This is a genomic window from Emticicia aquatica, assembly GCF_923079645.1.
Taxonomy (GTDB): Bacteria; Bacteroidota; Bacteroidia; order Cytophagales; family Spirosomataceae; genus Emticicia; species Emticicia aquatica.
The window spans coordinates 231,361-252,533 of record NZ_CAKLPY010000001.1 but is presented as its reverse complement, the minus strand read 5'-3'; the positions used below and the strand labels follow the sequence as shown (position 1 = coordinate 252,533).

At 35.8% G+C, this 21,173-nt stretch carries 17 protein-coding genes; 9 read left to right on the top strand and 8 right to left on the bottom strand.

The window, feature by feature from the left end:
- Positions 1-87: 87 nt before the first annotated feature.
- Together MJQ71_RS01010 and MJQ71_RS01005 are read right to left on the bottom strand one after the other, a co-directional pair.
- Positions 88-2,721, bottom strand: a complete 2,634-nt coding sequence (locus tag MJQ71_RS01010) for a valine--tRNA ligase (protein ID WP_238806391.1) — start codon at positions 2,719-2,721, stop codon at positions 88-90.
- A 154-nt stretch (positions 2,722-2,875) separates the two neighbouring features.
- Entirely contained in the window at positions 2,876-3,595 is a 720-nt protein-coding gene (locus MJQ71_RS01005; RefSeq protein ID WP_238803855.1) for a head GIN domain-containing protein, read from the bottom strand.
- A 263-nt stretch (positions 3,596-3,858) separates the two neighbouring features.
- Here MJQ71_RS01005 and MJQ71_RS01000 point away from each other — a divergent pair, with 263 nt between their 5' ends.
- The 5 genes from MJQ71_RS01000 to MJQ71_RS20945 all read left to right on the top strand — a co-directional run bounded on the left by MJQ71_RS01000 (position 3,859) and on the right by MJQ71_RS20945 (position 8,389).
- Positions 3,859-4,773 carry an ROK family protein gene (locus tag MJQ71_RS01000; RefSeq protein ID WP_238803854.1) on the top strand — a complete coding sequence of 305 codons (915 nt, stop codon included), beginning with the start codon at positions 3,859-3,861 and terminating at the stop codon, positions 4,771-4,773.
- Positions 4,774-4,794: 21 nt separating this feature from the next.
- Complete coding sequence (locus MJQ71_RS00995) at positions 4,795-6,276, top strand: hypothetical protein (protein ID WP_238803853.1); 1,482 nt, start codon at positions 4,795-4,797, stop codon at positions 6,274-6,276.
- A 54-nt stretch (positions 6,277-6,330) separates the two neighbouring features.
- Positions 6,331-6,744 (top strand): RrF2 family transcriptional regulator, encoded by a 414-nt coding sequence (locus MJQ71_RS00990; RefSeq protein WP_238803852.1) that lies wholly within the window; start codon positions 6,331-6,333, stop codon positions 6,742-6,744.
- A 66-nt stretch (positions 6,745-6,810) separates the two neighbouring features.
- Complete coding sequence (locus tag MJQ71_RS00985) at positions 6,811-7,455, top strand: NAD(P)-dependent oxidoreductase (RefSeq protein ID WP_238803851.1); 645 nt, start codon at positions 6,811-6,813, stop codon at positions 7,453-7,455.
- A 163-nt stretch (positions 7,456-7,618) separates the two neighbouring features.
- On the top strand, positions 7,619-8,389 hold the full coding sequence (locus MJQ71_RS20945; RefSeq protein WP_310587508.1) for a tail fiber protein: 771 nt from the start codon (positions 7,619-7,621) through the stop codon (positions 8,387-8,389).
- A gap of 3 nt (positions 8,390-8,392) precedes the next feature.
- Here the strand turns inward: MJQ71_RS20945 and MJQ71_RS00975 are convergent, their stop codons facing one another.
- From MJQ71_RS00975 to xerD, 4 genes are read right to left on the bottom strand one after another with little or no spacing between them, the layout of a single operon-like run.
- Positions 8,393-9,181, bottom strand: a complete 789-nt coding sequence (locus MJQ71_RS00975) for a DUF4198 domain-containing protein (protein WP_238803850.1) — start codon at positions 9,179-9,181, stop codon at positions 8,393-8,395.
- A 17-nt stretch (positions 9,182-9,198) separates the two neighbouring features.
- The gene (locus tag MJQ71_RS00970; RefSeq protein WP_238803849.1) at positions 9,199-9,957 is read right to left on the bottom strand and encodes a PI-PLC domain-containing protein; all 759 of its coding nucleotides are present in this window, start codon (positions 9,955-9,957) and stop codon (positions 9,199-9,201) included.
- A 47-nt stretch (positions 9,958-10,004) separates the two neighbouring features.
- Entirely contained in the window at positions 10,005-10,958 is a 954-nt protein-coding gene (locus tag MJQ71_RS00965) for a 1-phosphofructokinase family hexose kinase (protein ID WP_238803848.1), read from the bottom strand.
- 24 nt (positions 10,959-10,982) lie between these two features.
- Entirely contained in the window at positions 10,983-11,915 is a 933-nt protein-coding gene (xerD, locus tag MJQ71_RS00960) for a site-specific tyrosine recombinase XerD (protein WP_238803847.1), read from the bottom strand.
- A 57-nt stretch (positions 11,916-11,972) separates the two neighbouring features.
- Here xerD and aroQ point away from each other — a divergent pair, with 57 nt between their 5' ends.
- A complete protein-coding gene (gene aroQ, locus MJQ71_RS00955) occupies positions 11,973-12,401 on the top strand; it encodes a type II 3-dehydroquinate dehydratase (RefSeq protein WP_238803846.1) in 429 nt (142 codons plus the stop codon).
- A 4-nt stretch (positions 12,402-12,405) separates the two neighbouring features.
- On the opposite strand, the gene MJQ71_RS00950 is transcribed toward aroQ, so the two are convergent.
- Positions 12,406-13,830: a T9SS type A sorting domain-containing protein gene (locus MJQ71_RS00950; RefSeq protein WP_238803845.1), complete on the bottom strand. Its 1,425-nt coding sequence runs from the start codon at positions 13,828-13,830 to the stop codon at positions 12,406-12,408.
- A 275-nt stretch (positions 13,831-14,105) separates the two neighbouring features.
- Here MJQ71_RS00950 and MJQ71_RS00945 point away from each other — a divergent pair, with 275 nt between their 5' ends.
- The 3 genes from MJQ71_RS00945 to MJQ71_RS00935 all read left to right on the top strand — a co-directional run bounded on the left by MJQ71_RS00945 (position 14,106) and on the right by MJQ71_RS00935 (position 19,714).
- On the top strand, positions 14,106-15,218 hold the full coding sequence (locus MJQ71_RS00945; protein ID WP_238803844.1) for an efflux RND transporter periplasmic adaptor subunit: 1,113 nt from the start codon (positions 14,106-14,108) through the stop codon (positions 15,216-15,218).
- A 61-nt stretch (positions 15,219-15,279) separates the two neighbouring features.
- Positions 15,280-18,378: an efflux RND transporter permease subunit gene (locus MJQ71_RS00940; protein ID WP_238803843.1), complete on the top strand. Its 3,099-nt coding sequence runs from the start codon at positions 15,280-15,282 to the stop codon at positions 18,376-18,378.
- A gap of 43 nt (positions 18,379-18,421) precedes the next feature.
- Positions 18,422-19,714: a TolC family protein gene (locus MJQ71_RS00935; protein WP_238803842.1), complete on the top strand. Its 1,293-nt coding sequence runs from the start codon at positions 18,422-18,424 to the stop codon at positions 19,712-19,714.
- 63 nt (positions 19,715-19,777) lie between these two features.
- Here the strand turns inward: MJQ71_RS00935 and MJQ71_RS00930 are convergent, their stop codons facing one another.
- A complete protein-coding gene (locus MJQ71_RS00930; RefSeq protein WP_238803841.1) occupies positions 19,778-21,094 on the bottom strand; it encodes a Gfo/Idh/MocA family oxidoreductase in 1,317 nt (438 codons plus the stop codon).
- Between the last annotated feature and the right edge of the window lie 79 nt (positions 21,095-21,173).

Sequence of the window (21,173 nt, the reverse complement as noted above, 5' to 3'; positions counted from 1 at the left end):
CAGAAAATACATCAAAACTGGGCTTTAGCCCAAACAAAAAGGCAGTTTTGAATTTCAAAACTGCCTTGTAAAGTTATTTCCAAAATCTCAACCTAACTTCGCCAAAGCTTCTTCCAAAGCTTTTATTTTTGTTTCGGCATCAATGAGTTTTTGACGTTCTTTTTCAATAATATCTGGTTTTGCATTTTGTACAAATCGCTCATTCGAGAGCTTTGCTTCCGTCGATTTCTTGAAACCAAGAATATAATCTAAGTCTTTTTGTAAAGCCGCTTTTTCTTCTTCAATATCAAGATTTTTGCCTAAATCAATGGTCAATTCATCACCTTTGATAACAAAACTCATGCCGTCAGTTTTATCGCTAACATATTGAATATCTGAAATATTTGCCATTTTTTTGATTAAGCCCGATAAAGTTTCGTAGCGTGCCTGATTCTCTGTTTTCACAGCCAATGGCAATGCTTCTTTCGGCGAAATTTGCTTAGAATTACGTGTGTTACGAACTGTCGAAACGATTTCAAATAACAATTCAAAATCAGCTAAAAGGCTCTCATTCACTTCACCACCTTTCGGAAATTCAGCCAAACAAATTGAATCGTTGCTACTTCTTTCCTTAATCGACTGCCACAATTCTTCCGAAATAAATGGCATCCAAGGGTGAATCAAACGCATCAATTCATCAAAGATTTCAAGCGTTGCATCGTACGTTTCTTGGTCGATTGGCAAGCCTTTTCCGTCAACGTAAGCTGGCTTAATCATTTCCAAATACAACGAACAGAAATCATCCCAGATTAAATTATAAGTACTCATCAAGGCATCCGACATTCTGAATTTATTATAGTGGTCGAGTGTCTCGGCAACTACTTTATTCATTTTTGTCTTGAACCATGACACAGCCAGTTTATTACTTGCTGAAGCTACTTCGGTGCTTGTTTCCCAACCTTGAATCAGGCGGAAAGCATTCCAAATTTTATTACTAAAATTTCGTCCTTGTTCGCATAATTTTTCATCAAAAGGCAAGTCATTTCCTGCTGGAGAACTAAACAACATTCCTGTGCGAACACCGTCAGCACCGTATTTTTCAATCAACTCAATTGGGTCAGGTGAATTACCCAACGATTTTGACATTTTACGGCCTTGTTTGTCTCTTACGATACCTGTCAAATAAACATTTTTGAATGGATAAGTTCCTTTATATTCATATCCCGCAATAATCATACGTGCTACCCAGAAAAACAAAATCTCAGGGGCAGTCACTAAATCGTTGGTCGGATAATAATAGTTAATGTCTTCATTATCAGGGTCTTTGAAACCATCAAAAACCGAAATTGGCCACAACCACGAACTGAACCAAGTATCCAAAACGTCCTCGTCTTGGGTTAAATCTTGTTCACTTAAAGCAAATAATTGGTATTTTTCTCTAGCAATTTTTAATGCCTCTTGTTTCGTTTTTGCTACGATACAAGTGCCATCTGGCATATAAAACGCAGGAATACGATGTCCCCACCAAAGTTGGCGACTGATACACCAATCACGCACATTTGCCATCCAATGATTATATGTATTCTTGAATTTTGGTGGAATCAACTGAATCGTGTCATTCATTACATTTTCCAATGCAGGCTCCGATACTCGCTTCATTTTCAAGAACCATTGTAACGAAATCTTCGGTTCGATAATCGCACCTGTACGCTCCGAAGTTCCAACCGTCGATTTGTAGTCTTCTTCTTTCACTAAATTGCCCGATTCTGCCAATAATTTTGCAACCTTCTTGCGAGCTACAAATCTATCTTCGCCTATCAAAATCAAGGCTTTTTCGTTCAACTTACCTTCATCAGTCAGAATATCTATGATTTCTAAACCATGTTTTTGTCCGAGAGCATAATCATTTTGGTCGTGAGCAGGTGTTACTTTCAAACAACCCGTTCCGAATTCCATCGTTACGTATTCATCAGCAATAATCGTAATTTCACGATTGATTAAAGGAATTTTTACTTTTTTACCAATCAAATCTTGGAAACGTTCATCGGCTGGGTTCACACAGATTGCAGCATCAGCCATGATAGTTTCTGGGCGAGTAGTAGCAATTGTTACGCTTCCCTCCGCTCCATCATATCTGATATAATACAATTTTTGCTGTACATCCTTCATGATAACTTCTTCGTCCGAAACCGTTGTTTTGGCTTGGGGGTCCCAGTTTACCATGCGGTGTCCACGATAAATATCTCCTTTATTATGTAAATCAACGAATACATCAATTACGGCATCGTATAAACTTGGCTCCATTGTGAATCGAGTTCTGTCCCAATCGCATGATGCTCCGAGTTTACGCAATTGTTGTAAGATAATTCCGCCATATTTTTCAGTCCATTCCCAACAATATTTCAAGAATTCATCACGAGAAAGGTCAGCTTTATTGATTCCTTGTTCTTTCAGCATCGCCACAACTTTTGCTTCGGTTGCAATAGAAGCATGGTCAGTTCCTGGCACCCAACAAGCTTCTTTCCCTTCCATACGTGCTTTACGAGTCAAAACATCTTGAATCGTATTATTGAGCATGTGACCCATGTGCAAGACGCCTGTAACGTTTGGTGGCGGAATCACGATTGTGTAAGGTTCTTTATCGGGATTTGGTTTCGACTTAAAGTACTGATTATCAATCCAATACTTATACCATTTGTCTTCTATCTCTTTCGGATTGTAAGTTTTGCTGATTTCTGCCATTATCTTGAAAAGTCCATAGTTGATTGACAACGGACGACGGTTTTTGTTTATGATAATGCAAAAATACGGAATTTTAGGGCATAAAAAAACCTGTAAGGATTCTTTTAGCGGGGTCGCCAAACCTTACAGGTTTTAGTTTTAGAGAATAAATTAATCAATTTGCATTAAAAACCTTTCCAGAGCCAGAAATTGACTTACTGATACGAGGATTTCCTCTAAACCAAACACTTCCACTTCCTGAAATGCTAACATCGAGGTTGCTTAAAGCCGTCGTTTCACAACGCCCTGAGCCGCTGATTACAACATCAGAATTGTCGGCGTGCATATCAAATGATTCAATCTTTCCACTTCCCGAAACATCGTAAATGCCATTATAAGTATCTCCTTCCATAAAAATCAGTCCTGAACCGCTCAAATTGGCAACCAAATCGTTTGTCACATCAAGTGCCATATCAATCAACCCACTTCCCGACAAACGTAAACTCATGTTTTTCGAGAAAATTTTGTTATCGCTGATAACTTTACCACTTCCTGAAACATAAACTGCGTTAATATCGGGTACTTGAATGTAAACTTTCACATTATTGATGCTACGAAGGCGACCATAATCATCCAAAATCAAGGTATTTCCACTCACTCGACTGATTACATAATTGATGATATTACTTTCTGCAACAATCTCAATATCTTTGGCTGGCCCTTGACGAACAATAACTTCGGCAGGAAAATATAACTCAATACGGTTGAAATAAGCCGTACGACGATATTCGGTTTGAACAATGCCGCTGCCTTCAATAAAATTATAAGTATTACATGATGACAATCCGAATACTCCCAAAAGGATTGTAAAAATTACGACGAATGAACGTTTCATGGTTTTGAATATATTTAGCTTTTTCTAAAAATTGTTGTCTTTGATGGTAAGATGCTATAAGTTTGCGAGGCGTTGCTCGTTGATTTGTTAATGACAAGTTAACGGCTTTTTCCCCTCACGCTGAAGTTGCAGATTAAGGCAAAAAAGTTATCAATAATGAGCTGTTGTTTTTCAGTGCATTTTATTAACTTAATTATTTGCAACAACAAAAAAACACAATTAACACTCAATCTATCACTAATTTTAAACGAAGAGACAACAAAATGAAAACACTTTGGGGCGTAGATTTAGGCGGCACAAAAATCGAGTGCGTGGTAATGAATGCCGAAAATAACGAGATTTTATCAAGAAAAAGAATACCTACCGAAGCCAGCAAAGGCTACGAACATATCATCAGTCAAATTGTAAAATTGATTGATATGGTGAAAACCGAAACGCAAATACAACCCACCGCAGTTGGTTTTAGTACACCAGGCACAACCGACCCGACTACGCAAACCATGAAAAACTGTAACACCACCTCGATGAATGGGCGACCGATGAAGGCTGATATTGAGAACGCCCTCGGTGTGCCTGTTGAACTCGCCAATGATGCTAATTGCTTTGCCTTGGCTGAAGCTACAATGGGAATTGTAAAAGATGTTTTGCCTGATGCTAAAGTGGTTTTTGGTGTAATTTTAGGCACAGGCGTTGGTGGCGGAGTAGTTGTAAATGGACAACTGATTCAAGGCCGACATGGAATTGGTGGCGAATGGGGACATAATTTCTTTGAAGAAGATGGCGTAATGTGTTATTGTGGCAAAACTGGCTGCAACGAAAATGTATTTTCGGGGCCTGCTTTGCAGCAATATTATAAAAAACTGAGCGGTTACGACCTAACAATGAAGGAAATCTACGAACTTCATCAAGCAGGAACTGACCCACATGCAACAGCTACACTTCAGCATTTAGTAAAATCTTTTGGGCGAGCTATTTCGTCAATCGTCAATGTGCTTGACCCTGATGCCATTGTGATTGGTGGCGGCGTTGGTAATATTGACATGATTTATACGGCTTTCCCCGAAGAACTCAAAAACTGGATTTTCAACAACCGCAAAGTAGAAACACTTTTCTTAAAGCCAAAACTAGGCGATAGTGCAGGCGTTTTTGGTGCAATTGAGTTGATTAGGGGGTATTGAGAATCATAAATATTATATATTATGGCAAAAAAGGAAATGGTTCATAAACTTGAGGATGTATTGAGTGGTAAAATACCCTCTTTTATCATCGATGATGGATATGGAAATATAACAATCTTGATAAAAAATTATAGAGTATACTTTTTTGTTACATTAATTCCAATTGAAATACCTTATGATTTAATATTTGATGAGTGTGATTTTTTTCATCCATTTAGTCTAAAAGCTTCTTCAAATAAATCCATTCAATTCATAAATAAATGTTATTTCAATGAACAATTGTGGATTAGAGCAACTTGCAATTCATTACATTTTGACAACCTGAGAAACGATTGTTACATTGAATTTTCTAATGAGTGTAAAATAAAAAATATTACATGCGAACACTCTATTAACTGCTCTATCTACATTTTGGGTGGAGAGTATCAGAATTTTAAAGTGTCAGGAAATTATCGTGTCCTTAATTTTATTGGAGGGAAATTTGAAAATGAATTTTCTATTTCAAATTCAGAAATTCAATATTTACAAATTGAAAATATTGATAAAATCAATAAATTTTCAATCTCAAAAGATGTATTTATTGAAAACTTTTTATTCTCCGCTTTAAAGGGTAGTTCCAATTTTTTCATTAATGAAACCCATATTAATTCACTCGTATTCGGCAAAGCTATTTCAACAAAAGACAATTTTATTCAATTTAATCAAGCCCATTTTAATGAAGTAATATTTGATAATTTTACCAATTTTGGGAATTTATACTTTGTAAATATAAAAACGGAAGAAAATTATACTATGTCTTACGTTCTAAATCTTGCATCTAAAACAAAAAGTAATACTCAAATTACGCCCAAAATCGCCTTCAAAAACAGTGACATGGGCAAAACTACTTTTATAAACTGTGATTTAACAGGTTTTAATCTTGAATTTCAATCTTCAAAAATTAGTGAAGTTTTCTTGGCAGGAACTGAAATGCCTCTTTCAAAAAATATCATTTCAAAAGATAAACAGCAAAAACGCCTTGCATTAAGCCAAATAAAGAAAATTTATGAAAATAGAGGAGATTTAGTTGAAGCAGGTAAATATCAAGCAGAAGAAATGAACGTTTATTTACAAACTTTGCCCAAAAATTGGGAAAAGGTTAATGTTTTTCTAAATAAATGGACAAATAACCATGGGCAAAGTTGGCAAAGAGCTTTTAAATTTACAGTAATCTCTTCATTAATTTTCTTTCTTTTCTACACATGGAGTTTATACTACATGTTTGATTCTAATTATTTTTTTAAGAAAAATGGTTACTCTTTTTTGCTTGACTATAAGCCATTTATAAATAAGAAAATGTACTTTTTTGAGTTTTTTAACCCTACACATAAATTTGATTTTATTCGTGACCAAGAAATAACTTTAAGTTTTTGGAGTAGTTTTTGGGATTTTTTTGGTAGAATATTTATTGGTTACGGTATTTATCAATTAATTGCCGCATTCCGCAAACATGGCAAAAAATAATTCAGCTTTGTGGAACTAATCAATTAACAAAACTGTAATATTAATAATTACAGAATGAACAACGCAAGATTTCAAATATCGGTACATATTCTTACGCTGCTTGCAAAGGCAGATGGAAAACCTATGTCGTCGGAAATAATAGCGGCAAGCATTAACATTAATCCTGTTTTGGTGCGAAAAGAAATTACGATTTTACGCAAAGCAGGAATGGTGCAAAGCAAAGAAGGCAAAAATGGCGGTTGTTTTCTGGCCAAAAACGCCCAAAATATCTTGCTTTCTGAAGTCTATAAAGCCGTTCGACAAGATGCAACGGTGTTTGGTAAAAGCAAAAATACGCCTAATCCTGCTTGTCCAGTTGGCAGACAAATCAACCAGCATATTGAAGGGATTTTTCAAATTGCAGATGATGCTATTTTGGAAAGTCTCGGTAAGATTAGTCTAGCCGAATTTAGTAACCAATTTGAATAATTTTTTTTACCGTAAACTGTAATATTTTTTAATACAGTTATTTTTGAAACAATAAAAACAAACAACATGAAAGTAGCAATTATAGGAGCATCAGGCTTTGTTGGCTCAGAATTATTAAAAGAAGCCCTCACTCGTGGACACGAAGTAACAGCGATTGTGCGTAATCCTGAAAAAATTACAATACAAAATCCAAATTTAACAATCAAACAACGCGATGCGTCAGATAGTGATTCAGTAGCTGCTTTAGTTGCAGGAAATGAGGCCGTTTTGAGTGCGTATAATGCAGGTTGGGCAAACCCAAATTTGTATGATGATTTCTTGGCTGGCTCAAAAGCAATACAAGAAGGCACAAAAAAAGCAGGAATCAAGCGTTTATTGGTGGTTGGTGGTGCAGGAAGCTTGCAAGTTACGCCAACCCTTCAATTGGTTGATACGCCACAATTTCCAGCAGAATGGAAAGCGGGTGCTACGTCTGCTCGTGATTATTTAACTTATTTGCGTGGAGAAAAAGCCCTTGATTGGACATTTTTAAGCCCTGCAATCATGCTCGAACCAGGCGAACGCACTGCAAATTTCCGTTTGGGTGGAGACCAATTATTAACCGATGAAAAAGGTGAAAGCAAAATTTCGGTACAAGACCTTGCCGTAGCTTTGGTTGATGAGTTGGAGAAAAATCAGTTTATTCAGCAACGTTTCACAGTAGCATATTAATTGTAAAATGCTGTCTCAAAAGCTTTATGTTTTCAAGCATTTAGCCTTTGAGGCAGCATTTTTTTTTCAATAATCTACCATTCAGTAAATTATTTTCAAAACAAAACACTGAATTCAAAAATTGTATAAATTTGGCTATTAATCTAATAAACGATTCTTAGTTATGAAAACTTTCTTCTTTACTACAATTTTGAGTTTATCTTTCCTTTTCGGAAAATCTCAATCAATAACCATCCTACCGATAGACGGTATTTCTCTGTCAGACGCTCAACAAAGCATTAAATTCCCCGAACAATATGCTGCCAATGTGCCAATGATGTACATGTTTGCCGGTGGCACTCAAAATTCAACAAGAATGGTAATTGCTCATTCACCTGCTTACACTAATTATGGATTACAATACAATGATGTGGAAGATAAGTTTTATTTTGTTGGTGCAGGGCAAAATGCTTGTTCGATTGATTTATACAATCGTATTGTGGAGGTAAACGGCTTGACTAAAACCAATAATCTCCAAATTGCGAATGGGGGTAGTTCGAGAGACTTTTTAGTTAAAAACGATGTAAATGGTAATGTTGGTTTCACCAAAGGCAATAATCGAGTAGGTATTAATTATATCATTGCATTACAAGGTATATTTCCATCAAGAGATTTAATGTCATCAAGGGTAAAATCAATTGATGGAGTGACAGGTTTAGACCCATTTATTGGCGAAATAACAATGTTTGCTGGTAATTTTGCTCCTAGAGGTTGGGCTCTTTGTAATGGGCAACTGCTATTAATAGGTGATAATGTTGCATTATTCAGCCTTTTAGGAACAACTTATGGTGGCGACGGTAGAACAACTTTTGCTCTGCCAGATTTAAGAGCCGCTACACCTGTTCATGTTGGCAGTTCTAGTGGAATTACTTGGGATTTAGGTGAAAAAAATTAGCCTTTAATTGAACCCAAAAGTATAGCTACCCCAGTAGCTTTGCCAATCAGCTTCTTTCGGATTTGAGTGTGGTACCATGTTTACTGCACTCACCATCCAAATACCTTTTGGCTCAAATACAAACGTAATTTTGCCATCAGCATCACTTCTAAAATTGCGTTTATTGGACTTTTCAATACCTTTTTGCCAAACAACTACCAAAGCATTTTTAAGTGGTTTATTATCAAACAAAACCTTGAATGTCAATGATTTATCGCTCAAATACGGGTTTTGTTCAGGAATAATTTCAAGCTTCATTCCTGTATTAATTCGGTAAGTTTCATCATGAACATTCTCAACTTGGAGTAACGTTTTTACGCATCGTTGGTATTCTTCAGTACCTCGTTTTTTTAATTGTTTATTTGTTTTTCTGAACAACAAAACATTATCCAAGCCATCATCTTTTAAGTATTCATTAAATTTATCCGCTTCCAATTCGATGTGTTTATTGGTATTATTGAAAGCAATCAAATGATTTCCTTCTGCATCAAATTTCAGAAAATCGCTTAGATTTTGTTCGGTTAATTTACCTTTTATTGACTCCTCGCCTTTGCTAGAATATATTGAAAATTTGGCAACCTCAAACTTTGAAAAATCAACTTCTTCGCCCGTAAAATTTTCACCAACAAAAACCCTAAAATTGATTTTTTCACCAATTGATAAAAGAAACTTTTGTGGTTCAAGCCAAAACTCATGTGCAAAAGTTATCAATGAAACCACCAATAAAGCCAATATAATACTTACTTTTTTCATGTTTTGAATAGTTAAAATCATTTCGGATTATCTATAAAATTTCTTAGCAATGCCAAATCATCCGTACCAATAATATCTACTTTTAGCTTCTGCAAAGTTTCATAAGCCAAAGTCGTATTGGGGGTTCCCCAAATTCTTACTTTTTTATTTTTAGCGTGCATCTCCTCAACAAAAATACGGATTTTCTCAGAAACATCATCCGACAAAGGCATTTTTCCTGTCCAATATTTGCCAAAATCCAAGAAACTTGCACTCACCAACGACACTTTTTTAAAGGCTTTTTTGGAATAAATCAGGTTTTTTCTGCCATCAAAAAAGAACATTTTATCATAATTTTCAAATTCATCGGGCGGAGGCATATCGCCGCTAATGCTAATCGTTACATGACGAAGTTCTTTTTGATAAGGTTTAAGTTCTTTGTATAAAACTTTCAAAATATCTTTTCCGTCTTTTTTCAAATCTAACAATAACTGCAAAGATTTTTTATTGGAATATGGATAACCACCGTTTTCTTTAATTTTGGTCAATAATGGCTCAATATAAAGCTTTTTTAAAGTTCGGTCGGTCGAAACGTCTTTTTGGTCATGGGCTACACAAAGTTCCCCATCTTTCAAATACAAATCGGCTTCAATCGAATCAAAACCTAAGTTATAAGCTGCAAAAAATGGCTGTTTTTGTTCATAATCGTTGTGAGAATGAATGATTTGTGCCGAAATTGATTTACCCAAAAGGAAAAAAGAAATGAAGAATACAAAGAAAAAAGGGATGTTTTTCATCTTTAAATTAAACTAAAGTTTTATAAAATTGACAATTTCTCGAAAAATCAAGCCTTTTTTCCATACTTTTCTCCGTAACTATTAAGCCATCCGAAGAGTCTTTCTGCATCTTCTTTTTTGAACAATTGTGTCCCTTCATTCATTGTCGCTGCCGAGCCACACGCCACTCCCCATCGCAACATTTCTTGCAAACTTTTCCCTTGTGATAAAGCCCAAACCATGCCGCCAACCATACTATCGCCCGCTCCAACAGTACTTTTTTTCTGTACAGAAGGTGCGGGAATGTGCTCACAAATATCTTTTGAAACCAAAACCGCTCCTTGTGGCCCGAGCGAAACAACCACGATTTCACAACCACCTTTGGCTATTATTTCACGAGCTGCTTCATCAACTTGGTCGATTTCGAGAACATTGCTACCAACCAATTTTGCCAATTCTCCTAGATTTGGTTTTAACAAATAAACGCCTTCATCAATGGCTTTTTGGAGAGGCTCGCCAGATGTATCAATGATTAATTTTGAACCAATTTTACGAGAAACTGCCGCTACTTTTTCGTAGAAATCATCTCCTAATCCTTCTGAAAGGCTACCACTCGCCACCAAATAAGTTGGACTTAATTGCTCAATCAGTTTCAAAATTCCGTTAGCTTCTTCTGGCAAAATCACCGCTCCTGGCATTCCAAAACGATATTGAGCATTGGTTAATGAATCTACAGCTATAAAATTTTCTCTTGTCCAGTTTTTAGTCTTAATTACCTGATAATCAATTGCTTCTTTTTTTAACAAATCTTGTAAAAGCTCTCCAGAAGGCCCACCAGCGGTAAAAATCGCTTCTGATTTTCCTCCCAAACGAGCAATCGCTTTCGAGACATTGACTCCTCCCCCACCCGCATCGAAGTGCGGATTTTCACAACGAATTTTCTGTTCGGCTACCAAACCCGAAAACTTCGTACTTTTATCAATTGCTGGATTGACGGTAAGTGTAACTATTTTATCTGCCATAAATTTTCGAATCGCTTTGGTCAATTAATTTTGTTTTCGATGATAATGATTTTTACTACTTTCTCTTGGATGATAACTTGCCATTGTTTCTTGTAAAAATACTCGGTCGAGGTGCGTATAAATCTCAGTTGTTGTGATTGATTCGTGCCCAAGCATTTCTTGAACAGCTCGCAAGTCAGCTCCACCTTCAATGAGGTGTGTGGCAAACGAATGCCTAAATGTATGCGGAGAAATATTCTTTTGAATGCCCGCTCGTTCGGCTAATGCTTTGATTATCAAGAAAATCATTACTCTGGAAAGTTGTTTTCCTCGACGATTCAAGAATACAATGTCTTCTGATTCGGGGTTTACATCTTGGTGATTTCTGATACTTTCTAAGTAAATTTTTGTGTATTTAATCGCATCTCGACCAATCGGGATGAGCCTAACTTTTTGTCCTTTTCCAACAACTCTTACGAATCCAATATCAAAATAACAATTAGTCATTTTCAATTCAATCAGTTCAGATACCCGCATTCCACAACTATACAAAACCTCCAAAATTGCTCTATTCCTCGTACCTTCAGGCGTTGAGAGGTCAATCATATCTAACATCGATTCAATTTCGGGAAATGATAAAGTATCAGGCAATTTTCGACCAATTTTTGGCGATTCAATCAATTGCGTGGGGTCAATTTGAATCAAATTTTCGATAGCCAAATATTTATAAAAAGACTTTATTCCAGAAAGAATTCTGGCCTGTGAAGTTGCTGATATTCCGAATTCTCCCAAATATTCCAAAAAATCCATAATATCTCGTTCGCTTATACTTTCAGGAGTAGGCTGATGCTGCGAAATTTCGGAAAATTGGCTCAATTTTTCAACATCATGGATATACGCTTCAATAGAGTTTTCGGACATCGAACGCTCCAAACGAAGGAAGTTTTTAAAATGTTGAATGTAGATTTCCCAATTCATAAAAGAAAACACTAATTTTATGACAAAATAAGTGTTTTATCTCTATACTTTCATTTTATGTCAAAAAATATCATCATAATCAACGGGCCAAATCTTAATTTATTAGGAAAACGTGAACCACATATTTATGGAAGTTTAACTTTTGAGGCTTATTTTGAAGAATTAAAAGCTCTTTTCCCTGACATATTGCTCCATTATTTTCAATCGAACCACGAAGGAGCAATTATTGATAAAATCCATGAAATTGGCTACGGAGAAACCGAATTCGCAGGAATTGTGATTAATGCAGGAGCTTATACTCATACTTCTATTGCAATTGCCGATGCACTTTCAGCAGTAAAAACGCCTGCAGTTGAGGTTCACATTTCAAATATTCATACCCGTGAGGAATTCCGCCATCATTCATACCTAACAAGGGTCTGCAAAGGAATGATTACAGGTCTCGGAGTAAAAGGTTATGAGTTTGGCATAAGGTATTTTTTGTAATACCTCACATTTTCACAATCGTTTTATTGACAATTAGTTTCTTTTCTTGGTTATACAAACGCAAGATATATTTGCCTTTGGGCAAGTTTTTTACCGAAATATGATTTTCTTCAATTGCTTGATTTTCAACAACTTTACCTTGTAAATCTACAATTTCAGCAGTTTTTAGTTGAAATATGCTATTAAATTGAATGATTTCTTCAATTGGATTTGGGTAGATACTGACACTATTATAGGTATCATTTTCAATACTTAGTGGAGGTAGAGTGAAAATATTTGAAAGGATTTCTACATTGCTGGTTTTAACTGCAATTCTAAAGGAGTTATTATAGAAACCCTCAAATTCATTCTCTGAAAATAAATAATTTGTTTGTTTAAAATCAAGCGTTTTTATTGTTGGGCTGACATTCGGGTAATATCGTTGAAGTCTATATTCTATTTTCTCTTTTAGAGATGAAATATCATCTATGCTATTCCAAGAAATTTTGTTGGGATATTCAAAAGCAAGATTTATATTGCTAACAGTATCTGACTCAATAGCACGTTGGCAAATATCATCTTTTCTGCTTAATTTAAAATAATAGATTTTTGATAAATCTAAGCCCATGAAGGTATTAGTAAAACCATCAGTATCTCCAACCAAACTCCAAGATGTTTCCCCTTTTTTCTGTGCTAATAACTTATATGATTTCATACCAAGATGTTCCATTTTTATTTGACTAACGGAGTTATTCGTCTCAAATTTAGTTATCTTAGGCGTTAAGGTATTTTGATAATTAAATTCAATAGGAGAACTCTGGCAAACTGTAAAATTTGTAGAACCTCGGGTATATTCTGTTACAATATAGGGGTGTATGATTGGAACACTTGGATAAGTATGAGTCATAGAATAAGGGAGGCTAATATTTACCGGTGAAACGTTTTGTATTCCGTCTCCCCATACTATACTGTATCTACCATGAGTTTTGTTTTTGGGGGTATCCAAAAAAGTAACCGTTACGCTATTTTCTCCACAAACTATTAAATCAAAATCAGGCTGTTCGGTTTTAATCACTTCAACTGATTTACAAGTAATATAAGCATTTCCTTTTTCATTACCATATTGTAATATCCAATAAGTACCAGGTTCTGAAACGGTAGTGGAGGTTTGTAATGAAATGGGTAAAATAAGATTATCTCCATCTTTAAAGTTGAAAATATAACCAAGGTTACTTAGTTTATCACCACTTGGGGATAAAGGATTTAAAGCAAAAAAAGTAGCCTTATTATCTGTAAAATCTAAACAAGCAAATTGAAGAGAAACAGTAAAGCTACCACCTAAGGAATAGCCCTCAGGAGGATTTTTACAAATCGCAGGCATAGTAGTTTGTTGTGCAAAAAGGCTTAAAGAAGTAAGATTCAGCAAAAGTAAAAGGTAAAGTTGTTTCATTATGTAAAGTTTGGAATTTTATAAAAAACAAATTTATAATAAAATATTTCGTTTTCATAAAAACCTTTCTCAATTTAGGGCTTATATTTGGCATTTTGATGTTTCCAACAACCCCACATTTCTCTTAAATAGTCGGCAAAAATTACTTTTATGTCGCTTATTTTTTTAATAGATAACAAAATCTTTTATTATCGTAACCGTTAAGGTTATTTTTGTGTTTAAATACTATATTTATCCTATTCATTATTTAGAAAATCCCCAAATCAAGGTTCAATATGCGTACAATTCTGATAATCATTGCTGTTGTTGCGGTCTTAGTACTTGGCAAAATATTTTTATTTAAAAAACCTACAGAAGGTCCACAAGGAGGAGGCGGTGCTGCTGCTTCTGCACCCAAAGGTGGCGAAAAAGGTAAAGATGGCAAAGATACGAAACCTTTCGCCCCACCAGTTGCTGTCAATGTTTTTGTTGTAAAACTTGAAAATCTTGACAACGTTATTACTTCTTCTGGAACAATTTTTCCAAATGAGGAGATAGAATTACGAGCAGAAGCTTCTGGTAGAATCACAGTGCTCAACATCAAAGAAGGAAGCCGAGTAGCAGCAGGACAAATAATTGCTCAAATTAAAGATACTGATTTACAGGCTCAACTCAAGAAATTAAATTTTGAGATTGAATTGGCAAAGCAAACGGAAGCTCGTCAGAAAAAATTATTGGACATCAATGCCATCAGTAAAGAAGAATATGAAATTACAGCTAATAAAATCAATACCCTCAACGCAGACAAAGAATTGATTCAGGCAAATCTCGAAAAAACTGTATTGAAAGCTCCATTTGCAGGTAAAATTGGCTTGAAAAATGTAAGTCAAGGTGCTTATGTTACACCAACAACTAGCCTTGCTACACTCGTACAGACTAATCCTGTTAAAATTGATTTTACTGTTCCCGAAAAATATTCTACTCTTATAAAAGTAGGTCGAGGCGTGAAATTTGAAGTTGAAGGACAACCAGGTGCATTTTATGCAAATGTGGTAGCAATCGACCCAAAAATTGACCCAAATTTACGTACATTAAAACTTCGTGCATTAGCCAAAAATCCAGCAGATAGACTTGTACCAGGGATGTTTGTGAGAGTAACTGTTGATTTGGATATTTCTAAGGCTATTATGATTCCTACAGAAGCTATTGTTCCAATTTTGAAAGGAAAGAAAGTATATGTAGTAAAAGATGGAAAAGCCAGCGAAATAATGGTAGAAACAGGCTTACGCACCGACAAGAAAATCCAAGTTTCGAGCGGACTTTCGGTGGGCGATTCTCTCATTGTAAGTGGAATTATGGCTCTAAAGAAAGATTCCCCAGTGAAAATAAAAGGAGCTTCAAATAAGTAATTGATTGCCAGTTCAAAACCGAATAAACTTACGGTCTATCGACCATTGACCATCGACTAAAATGTCAATCTCAACTATTTCTATCAAACGACCTGTATTAGCCATCGTGATGAACCTACTCATCATTTTGTTTGGGGCAATTGGCTATACATTTTTGGGTGTACGAGAGTATCCATCCATTGACCCGCCTGTAGTTTCGGTTCGTACCAATTATGTTGGTGCAAATTCCGACATCATCGAATCACAAATTACTGAGCCACTCGAAAAAGCACTTAATGCAATTGAGGGTATCAAATCAATAAATTCTTCTTCTAATAACGGTTCAAGTCAAATTACCATCGAATTTGAAATTGGCGTGGATATGGAAACCGCCGCCAACGACGTTCGTGATAAAGTTTCTAGTGCCGTTCGTCAATTACCACAAGATATTGACGGCCCTCCAACTGTTTCTAAAGCTGATGCCAACTCAGACCCAATCATGAGTATGATGTTGCAGTCGGATATTAGAAGCCACATGGAAATTAGTGACTATGCAGAAAACGTTGTTGCTCAACGCTTACAAACGATTCAAGGAATTAGCCAAGTAATGATTTGGGGACAGAAAAAGTTTTCAATGAGATTATGGATGGATCCAAATAAATTGGCAGCCCAAGGTGTAACAACCCAAGACGTAAAACTAGCCCTTGACCGTGAAAATGTAGAACTTCCAAGTGGGAAACTGGCTGGAGATAATACCGAATTAACTGTAAAAACAATAGGTAGATTTAAGGGAGAAGACGATTTTAATAACCTAATTGTAAAAACTGTAGGCGAAAAAATTATTCGTTTTAAAGATATTGGTAGTGCAGAGCTTGGTGCCGAAAATGAAGAAACTGTGATGCGTATCAATGGTACGCCATCCATAGGTTTGGCCATTGTTCCTCAGCCTGGAGCTAACTATTTAGAGATTTCAAAACAAGTACAAAACCGTTTGGCTGAAATCAAAAAAGAACTTCCAAAAGATTACCGAATGGAATTAATGTCTGATAATACTATTTTTATCAAACGTTCGGTTGAAGAAGTCGGCGAAACTCTTTTGATTGCCATTGGATTGGTTGTTATCATTATTTTCTTGTTTTTCCGTGATTGGATTATTGCAGTTCGTCCTTTGATTGACATTCCCGTTTCTCTTATTGGTACATTCTTCTTTATGTATTTGTTTGGTTTTTCGGTGAATGTATTAACCCTACTCGCCATTGTTTTAGCAACAGGTCTTGTGGTTGATGACGGTATTGTAGTAACCGAAAATATTTACAAGAAAATTGAAGAAGGCATGAAACCAATTGAGGCCGCAATTAAAGGCTCAAATGAAATCATGTTTGCCGTACTTTCTACTTCGATTACCTTAGCCTCTGTGTTCTTGCCAGTTATATTTATGGAAGGTTTTGTTGGAAAACTTTTCAGAGAATTTGGTATTGTTTTAGCCGCCGCCGTTTTGATTTCAGCTTTCGTTTCATTGACTTTAACCCCAATGTTGAATGCTTATTTGGTTAGAAAAGACCAAAAACATAGCCGCTTCTACGAAATGACTGAGCCTTTCTTTGTAAGTATGATTGATGGCTATAAAATCCGTTTGACAAGTTTTATGAATATTCGTTGGGTGGCAATACCGCTAGTTTTGGTTACTTTCGTTATAACTTGGTATTTTGGCAAAGACCTTCAACAAGAACTAGCTCCACTCGATGACAGAAGTGCAATGCGTTTGCAAATTACTGCTCCAGAAGGCTCTTCATTTGAGTTTACCGATAATTATATTCAGAAACTTGGTAAAACCATCCGAGATTCTGTTCCTGAAGCGAACGTTATCGTAACAATGACAGCACCTGGTTTTTCAGGTTCGGGAGCGGCCAACACAGGTTTTACAAGGTTGGTTCTAAACGACCCACAAGACAGAAAACGTACACAACAGCAAATTGCTGACCAAGTTACCAAAATCACTAAAAAAATGCCTGATGCAAGGGCTTTTGTACTTCAACAAGAAACTATTTCTTTAGATAGAAGAGGTGGATTGCCTGTACAATATGTTATTCAAGCTCCTGATTTTGAGCGTCTTCGACAATACGTACCAAAGTTTATGGAAGAAGTGGCCAAAGACCCTACTTTTATGGTTTCGGATTTGAACCTTAAATTTAATAAACCCGAACTCGAAGTTAGTATTGACCGTGAAAAAGCAAAAAGTATGGGCGTTTCGGTAACCGACGTTGCTCAAACCATGCAACTAGCTTTTGCAGGACAACGCTTCGGATATTTCACAATGAATGGCCGTCAATACCAAGTTATTGGTCAATTTGACCGTGCAAATCGTGATGAACCTTTAGACTTAAAGAATTCTTATGTAAAAAATAATCGCGGCGAAATCATTCAATTAGACAATATTGTTAAAATCAATGAAGAAAGTAGTCCGCCACAGCTATATCACTTCAACCGTTATATGAGTGCTACGGTTTCGGCAGGTTTAGCTCCTGGAAAAACCATTGGCGACGGTATTAAAGCGATGGACAAAATTCGTGATAAAATGGCCGACGATGTTATCAGAACTGCATTATCTGGTTCATCAAGAGATTTTTCTGAAAGTTCATCTAATACGCTTTATATGTTCCTTTTGGCTTTGGTATTAGTTTATCTAATTCTTTCTGCTCAATTTGAAAGTTTTGTTGACCCATTCATTATCATGCTTACAGTTCCATTGGCAATTGCGGGTGCTGTATTTTCATTGTGGTATTTCAATCAAACACTCAATATTTTTAGCCAAATCGGTATGATTATGCTCATTGGGCTTGTTACCAAAAATGGTATCTTAATTGTTGAATTTGCCAATCAATTACGTGAAAAAGGCATGGAAATCAGAGAAGCTGCCATTGAAGCAGCATCCATGCGTTTCCGTCCAATCTTGATGACAAGTTTTGCAACCGTTTTGGGGGCATCGCCAATTGCATTTGCATTGGGTTCGGCTGGGAAAAGTAGAATGGCAATGGGTATCGTTATTATGGGCGGTTTACTATTCTCTTTAGTGCTTACTTTATATGTAATTCCTGCGATTTATACTTTCTTGTCTCGTAATAAAGATTTTGAACGTATGAAAAAAATCGAAGAAATTGCCAATGAAGCTGAATTAGTATAAATAAATGGCTATCAGCCGATTGCTCAATAATTATCATTTGTTTATGAAAAAATATTTTTTATTGCTATTGTTATCTCCTGTTGTTGTAAAAGCTCAAGAAATTTTGACTTTAGAAAATGCCATAGGAACTGCCCTTGAAAGAAGTTATGATATAAAAGTTGCCAAAATGCAACAAGAAGTGGCTGATATTCAAGTATTTAAAGGAAACGCTGGCATGATGCCAAAAGTTGATTTGAATGCCAACATGGGTACAGCTTTCAATGAAGTAAATCAAAAGCTATCAAACGGTAATGAAACCAATCGTTTTGGAAAAAGCTATACGCCAACTACAAACGTAGCAATGACTTGGACATTATATGACGGAAAAAAAATGTACGCAACATTAGACCGCCTGAAAAGTCAAAGTCAATTGAGTCAATTACAAACGCAACAAATGATGGAAAATACCATTATTAGCGTTATGCAAGCATATTACGAAGTCATGCGACAAAAGCAAACAGTAGCTTTTTTGCAAACGGTTATCAAATATTATGAAGAAAGATTAACCATCACTGAACAACGTTGGGAATTTGGTAAAGGCTCAAAACTTGATTATTTACAATCGAAAACTGAACTAAACACCCAAATTACGCAATTAGTACAAGCTAAAAATGCATTAAAAAATGCAAAAATCAGTCTTAATAATGTACTTGTAAGACAACCTGACCTTGATTTTGATGTACAAGAGTTGATTGGAATTATGTTTGACCCAAATACTGATGCTCTCAAAAGTCAAGCAAGAACGGCCAATCGAAACCTTCAATATTTAAGAAAAGCGACCGACATCAGTTTGATAACACAAAAAGAAGTTGCTGCACTAAAATTACCAAGAGTTTCGCTCAATAGTTCATTTGGTTATTCATTAAGTAAAACCAATGCAGGTTTATTTCTTTATAACCAGAACGTTGGTTTAAACGTCGGTTTGGCTGCAACTTGGAATATCTTCAATGGAGAAATTACTCGCCGTCAGATTCAAGTTTCAAAAATAAATACTGAAATCTTAAGAAAACAAGAAGAGGATTTATGGGTTCAATTGGAGTCAGACTTAGTACGTGCTTACAATCAATACCAAACTGATAAAGAATTACTGAAATTGGAAGTAGAAAATAACGAAGTTGCAGAAGAAAATTTAAAAATATCTTTGGAGAAATTTAAGTTAGGCGGCTCAACAATCTTAGAATTAAACGAAGCACAAAGAAGCCTTAATACTTCATTGAATCGTTTGACAAATGCTCGTTATAATATTAAAATCTCAGAACTACAATTGATGCGTTTGAGCGGAGAATTGTTAAAATAATCAATAAAAAAGAGGCGAATTGGTAATATAATGATTCATATTATCAATTCGCCTCTTTTTTAGTTAAACCGCTCTTGTCTTTCCTGGCATCGGAATTTGATACCAACCATCTTTATCAGGCAAAGTTTTAGGAAGTGTATCCCAAGTATAAGTATCAGGCATCAAATTAATATCCGAATTTAAAGCTTCTTCCCACTTCACTTTTTTACCAGAATAAGTAGCCATACGACCCATAATTGCGGTCATTGTACTCTTCGCTCCTCTTTCAGCATCATTAATAGGCTTATTGTTCACGATGCAATCAAATAATACATCATGCTCAACTTGATAAGGATTTCCGTCACCTTCGCCTTTGTGTCGCCAAATTGTATTACCTTTTAAATCAAATATTCTTCCCTCTGTTGCTTTACCTTTTGTTCCAATCAAATGTTCAGAAACATCCGAAACAGTACCAGGTTGATGGCGACAAGAACTTGATAAAATCATACCATCGGCATATTTGAATTCAACATAATGATGGTCATAAATTTCCCCAAATTTTTTATCTGTACGCACCTGACGGCCGCCCATTCCACTTGCTTCCGTTGGATATCCTCCTTTAAACCAGTTAATTACATCAATATTATGAATATGTTGTTCATTAATATGGTCACCACAAAGCCATACGAAATAATACCAGTTACGCATTTGATATTCCATTTCGGTTTGGCTGGCTTGGCGTTCGTTTACCCAAACTCCATCATTATTCCAATAGCAGCGTGCTGCTACAATATCGCCAATTACGCCTTCATCAATAACTTTTTTGTAGGTCTCTAAATATGATTTTTGATAATGGCGTTGTAAACCAACCACAACTTTCAAATTTTTCTTTTTTGACTCTTCAGCCGCAGCCAATACTCTACGAATACCTGGAGCATCGGTAGCTACTGGTTTTTCCATGAAAACATGTTTTCCCTGACGTACCGCCTCTTCAAAATGAATTGGACGAAAACCTGGAGGCGTTGTTAAAATAACAACATCGGCTAAAGCAATGGCTTGTTTGTAACCATCAAAACCTACAAACTTGCGTTCTTCTGTTACATCTACTCGACTTTTAACTCCTTTTCCTGCTTCTTTTTCAGTCGTAAGATTTTGATAGCAAGAATCAATTCGGTCACGAAACGCATCGGCCATCGCAACAAGCTTTACGTTTTGTTTCACTGATAATGCTTGCATTGCCGCACCAGTACCACGACCACCACAACCAATAAGGGCAACTTTTAATGTATCGTCAACCGATGAATTAGCAAAGGTTTCAATGGGTAGCGAAGCCATTGAAATACCACCAACTGCCGCCGCTGATGCTTTCACAAAATCACGACGAGAAAAATTTGAGTTCATTATTTAAAAGATTATTGAGTTGAAAGATTAAAAAAACAAATTTATCATAAATCTTCAATTTATTGCTATGTATTGTTAA

What these genes read in the sequence shown, in the direction of transcription:
- MJQ71_RS01010 (WP_238806391.1), bottom strand. Translation starts at nt 2,721, where the DNA reads ATGGCAGAAATCAGCAAAACTTACAATCCGAAAGAGATAGAAGACAAA.
- MJQ71_RS01005 (WP_238803855.1), bottom strand. Translation starts at nt 3,595, where the DNA reads ATGAAACGTTCATTCGTCGTAATTTTTACAATCCTTTTGGGAGTATTC.
- MJQ71_RS01000 (WP_238803854.1), top strand. Translation starts at nt 3,859, where the DNA reads ATGAAAACACTTTGGGGCGTAGATTTAGGCGGCACAAAAATCGAGTGC.
- MJQ71_RS00995 (WP_238803853.1), top strand. Translation starts at nt 4,795, where the DNA reads ATGGCAAAAAAGGAAATGGTTCATAAACTTGAGGATGTATTGAGTGGT.
- MJQ71_RS00990 (WP_238803852.1), top strand. Translation starts at nt 6,331, where the DNA reads ATGAACAACGCAAGATTTCAAATATCGGTACATATTCTTACGCTGCTT.
- MJQ71_RS00985 (WP_238803851.1), top strand. Translation starts at nt 6,811, where the DNA reads ATGAAAGTAGCAATTATAGGAGCATCAGGCTTTGTTGGCTCAGAATTA.
- MJQ71_RS20945 (WP_310587508.1), top strand. Translation starts at nt 7,619, where the DNA reads ATGAAAACTTTCTTCTTTACTACAATTTTGAGTTTATCTTTCCTTTTC.
- MJQ71_RS00975 (WP_238803850.1), bottom strand. Translation starts at nt 9,181, where the DNA reads ATGAAAAAAGTAAGTATTATATTGGCTTTATTGGTGGTTTCATTGATA.
- MJQ71_RS00970 (WP_238803849.1), bottom strand. Translation starts at nt 9,957, where the DNA reads ATGAAAAACATCCCTTTTTTCTTTGTATTCTTCATTTCTTTTTTCCTT.
- MJQ71_RS00965 (WP_238803848.1), bottom strand. Translation starts at nt 10,958, where the DNA reads ATGGCAGATAAAATAGTTACACTTACCGTCAATCCAGCAATTGATAAA.
- xerD (WP_238803847.1), bottom strand. Translation starts at nt 11,915, where the DNA reads ATGAATTGGGAAATCTACATTCAACATTTTAAAAACTTCCTTCGTTTG.
- aroQ (WP_238803846.1), top strand. Translation starts at nt 11,973, where the DNA reads ATGTCAAAAAATATCATCATAATCAACGGGCCAAATCTTAATTTATTA.
- MJQ71_RS00950 (WP_238803845.1), bottom strand. Translation starts at nt 13,830, where the DNA reads ATGAAACAACTTTACCTTTTACTTTTGCTGAATCTTACTTCTTTAAGC.
- MJQ71_RS00945 (WP_238803844.1), top strand. Translation starts at nt 14,106, where the DNA reads ATGCGTACAATTCTGATAATCATTGCTGTTGTTGCGGTCTTAGTACTT.
- MJQ71_RS00940 (WP_238803843.1), top strand. Translation starts at nt 15,280, where the DNA reads ATGTCAATCTCAACTATTTCTATCAAACGACCTGTATTAGCCATCGTG.
- MJQ71_RS00935 (WP_238803842.1), top strand. Translation starts at nt 18,422, where the DNA reads ATGAAAAAATATTTTTTATTGCTATTGTTATCTCCTGTTGTTGTAAAA.
- MJQ71_RS00930 (WP_238803841.1), bottom strand. Translation starts at nt 21,094, where the DNA reads ATGAACTCAAATTTTTCTCGTCGTGATTTTGTGAAAGCATCAGCGGCG.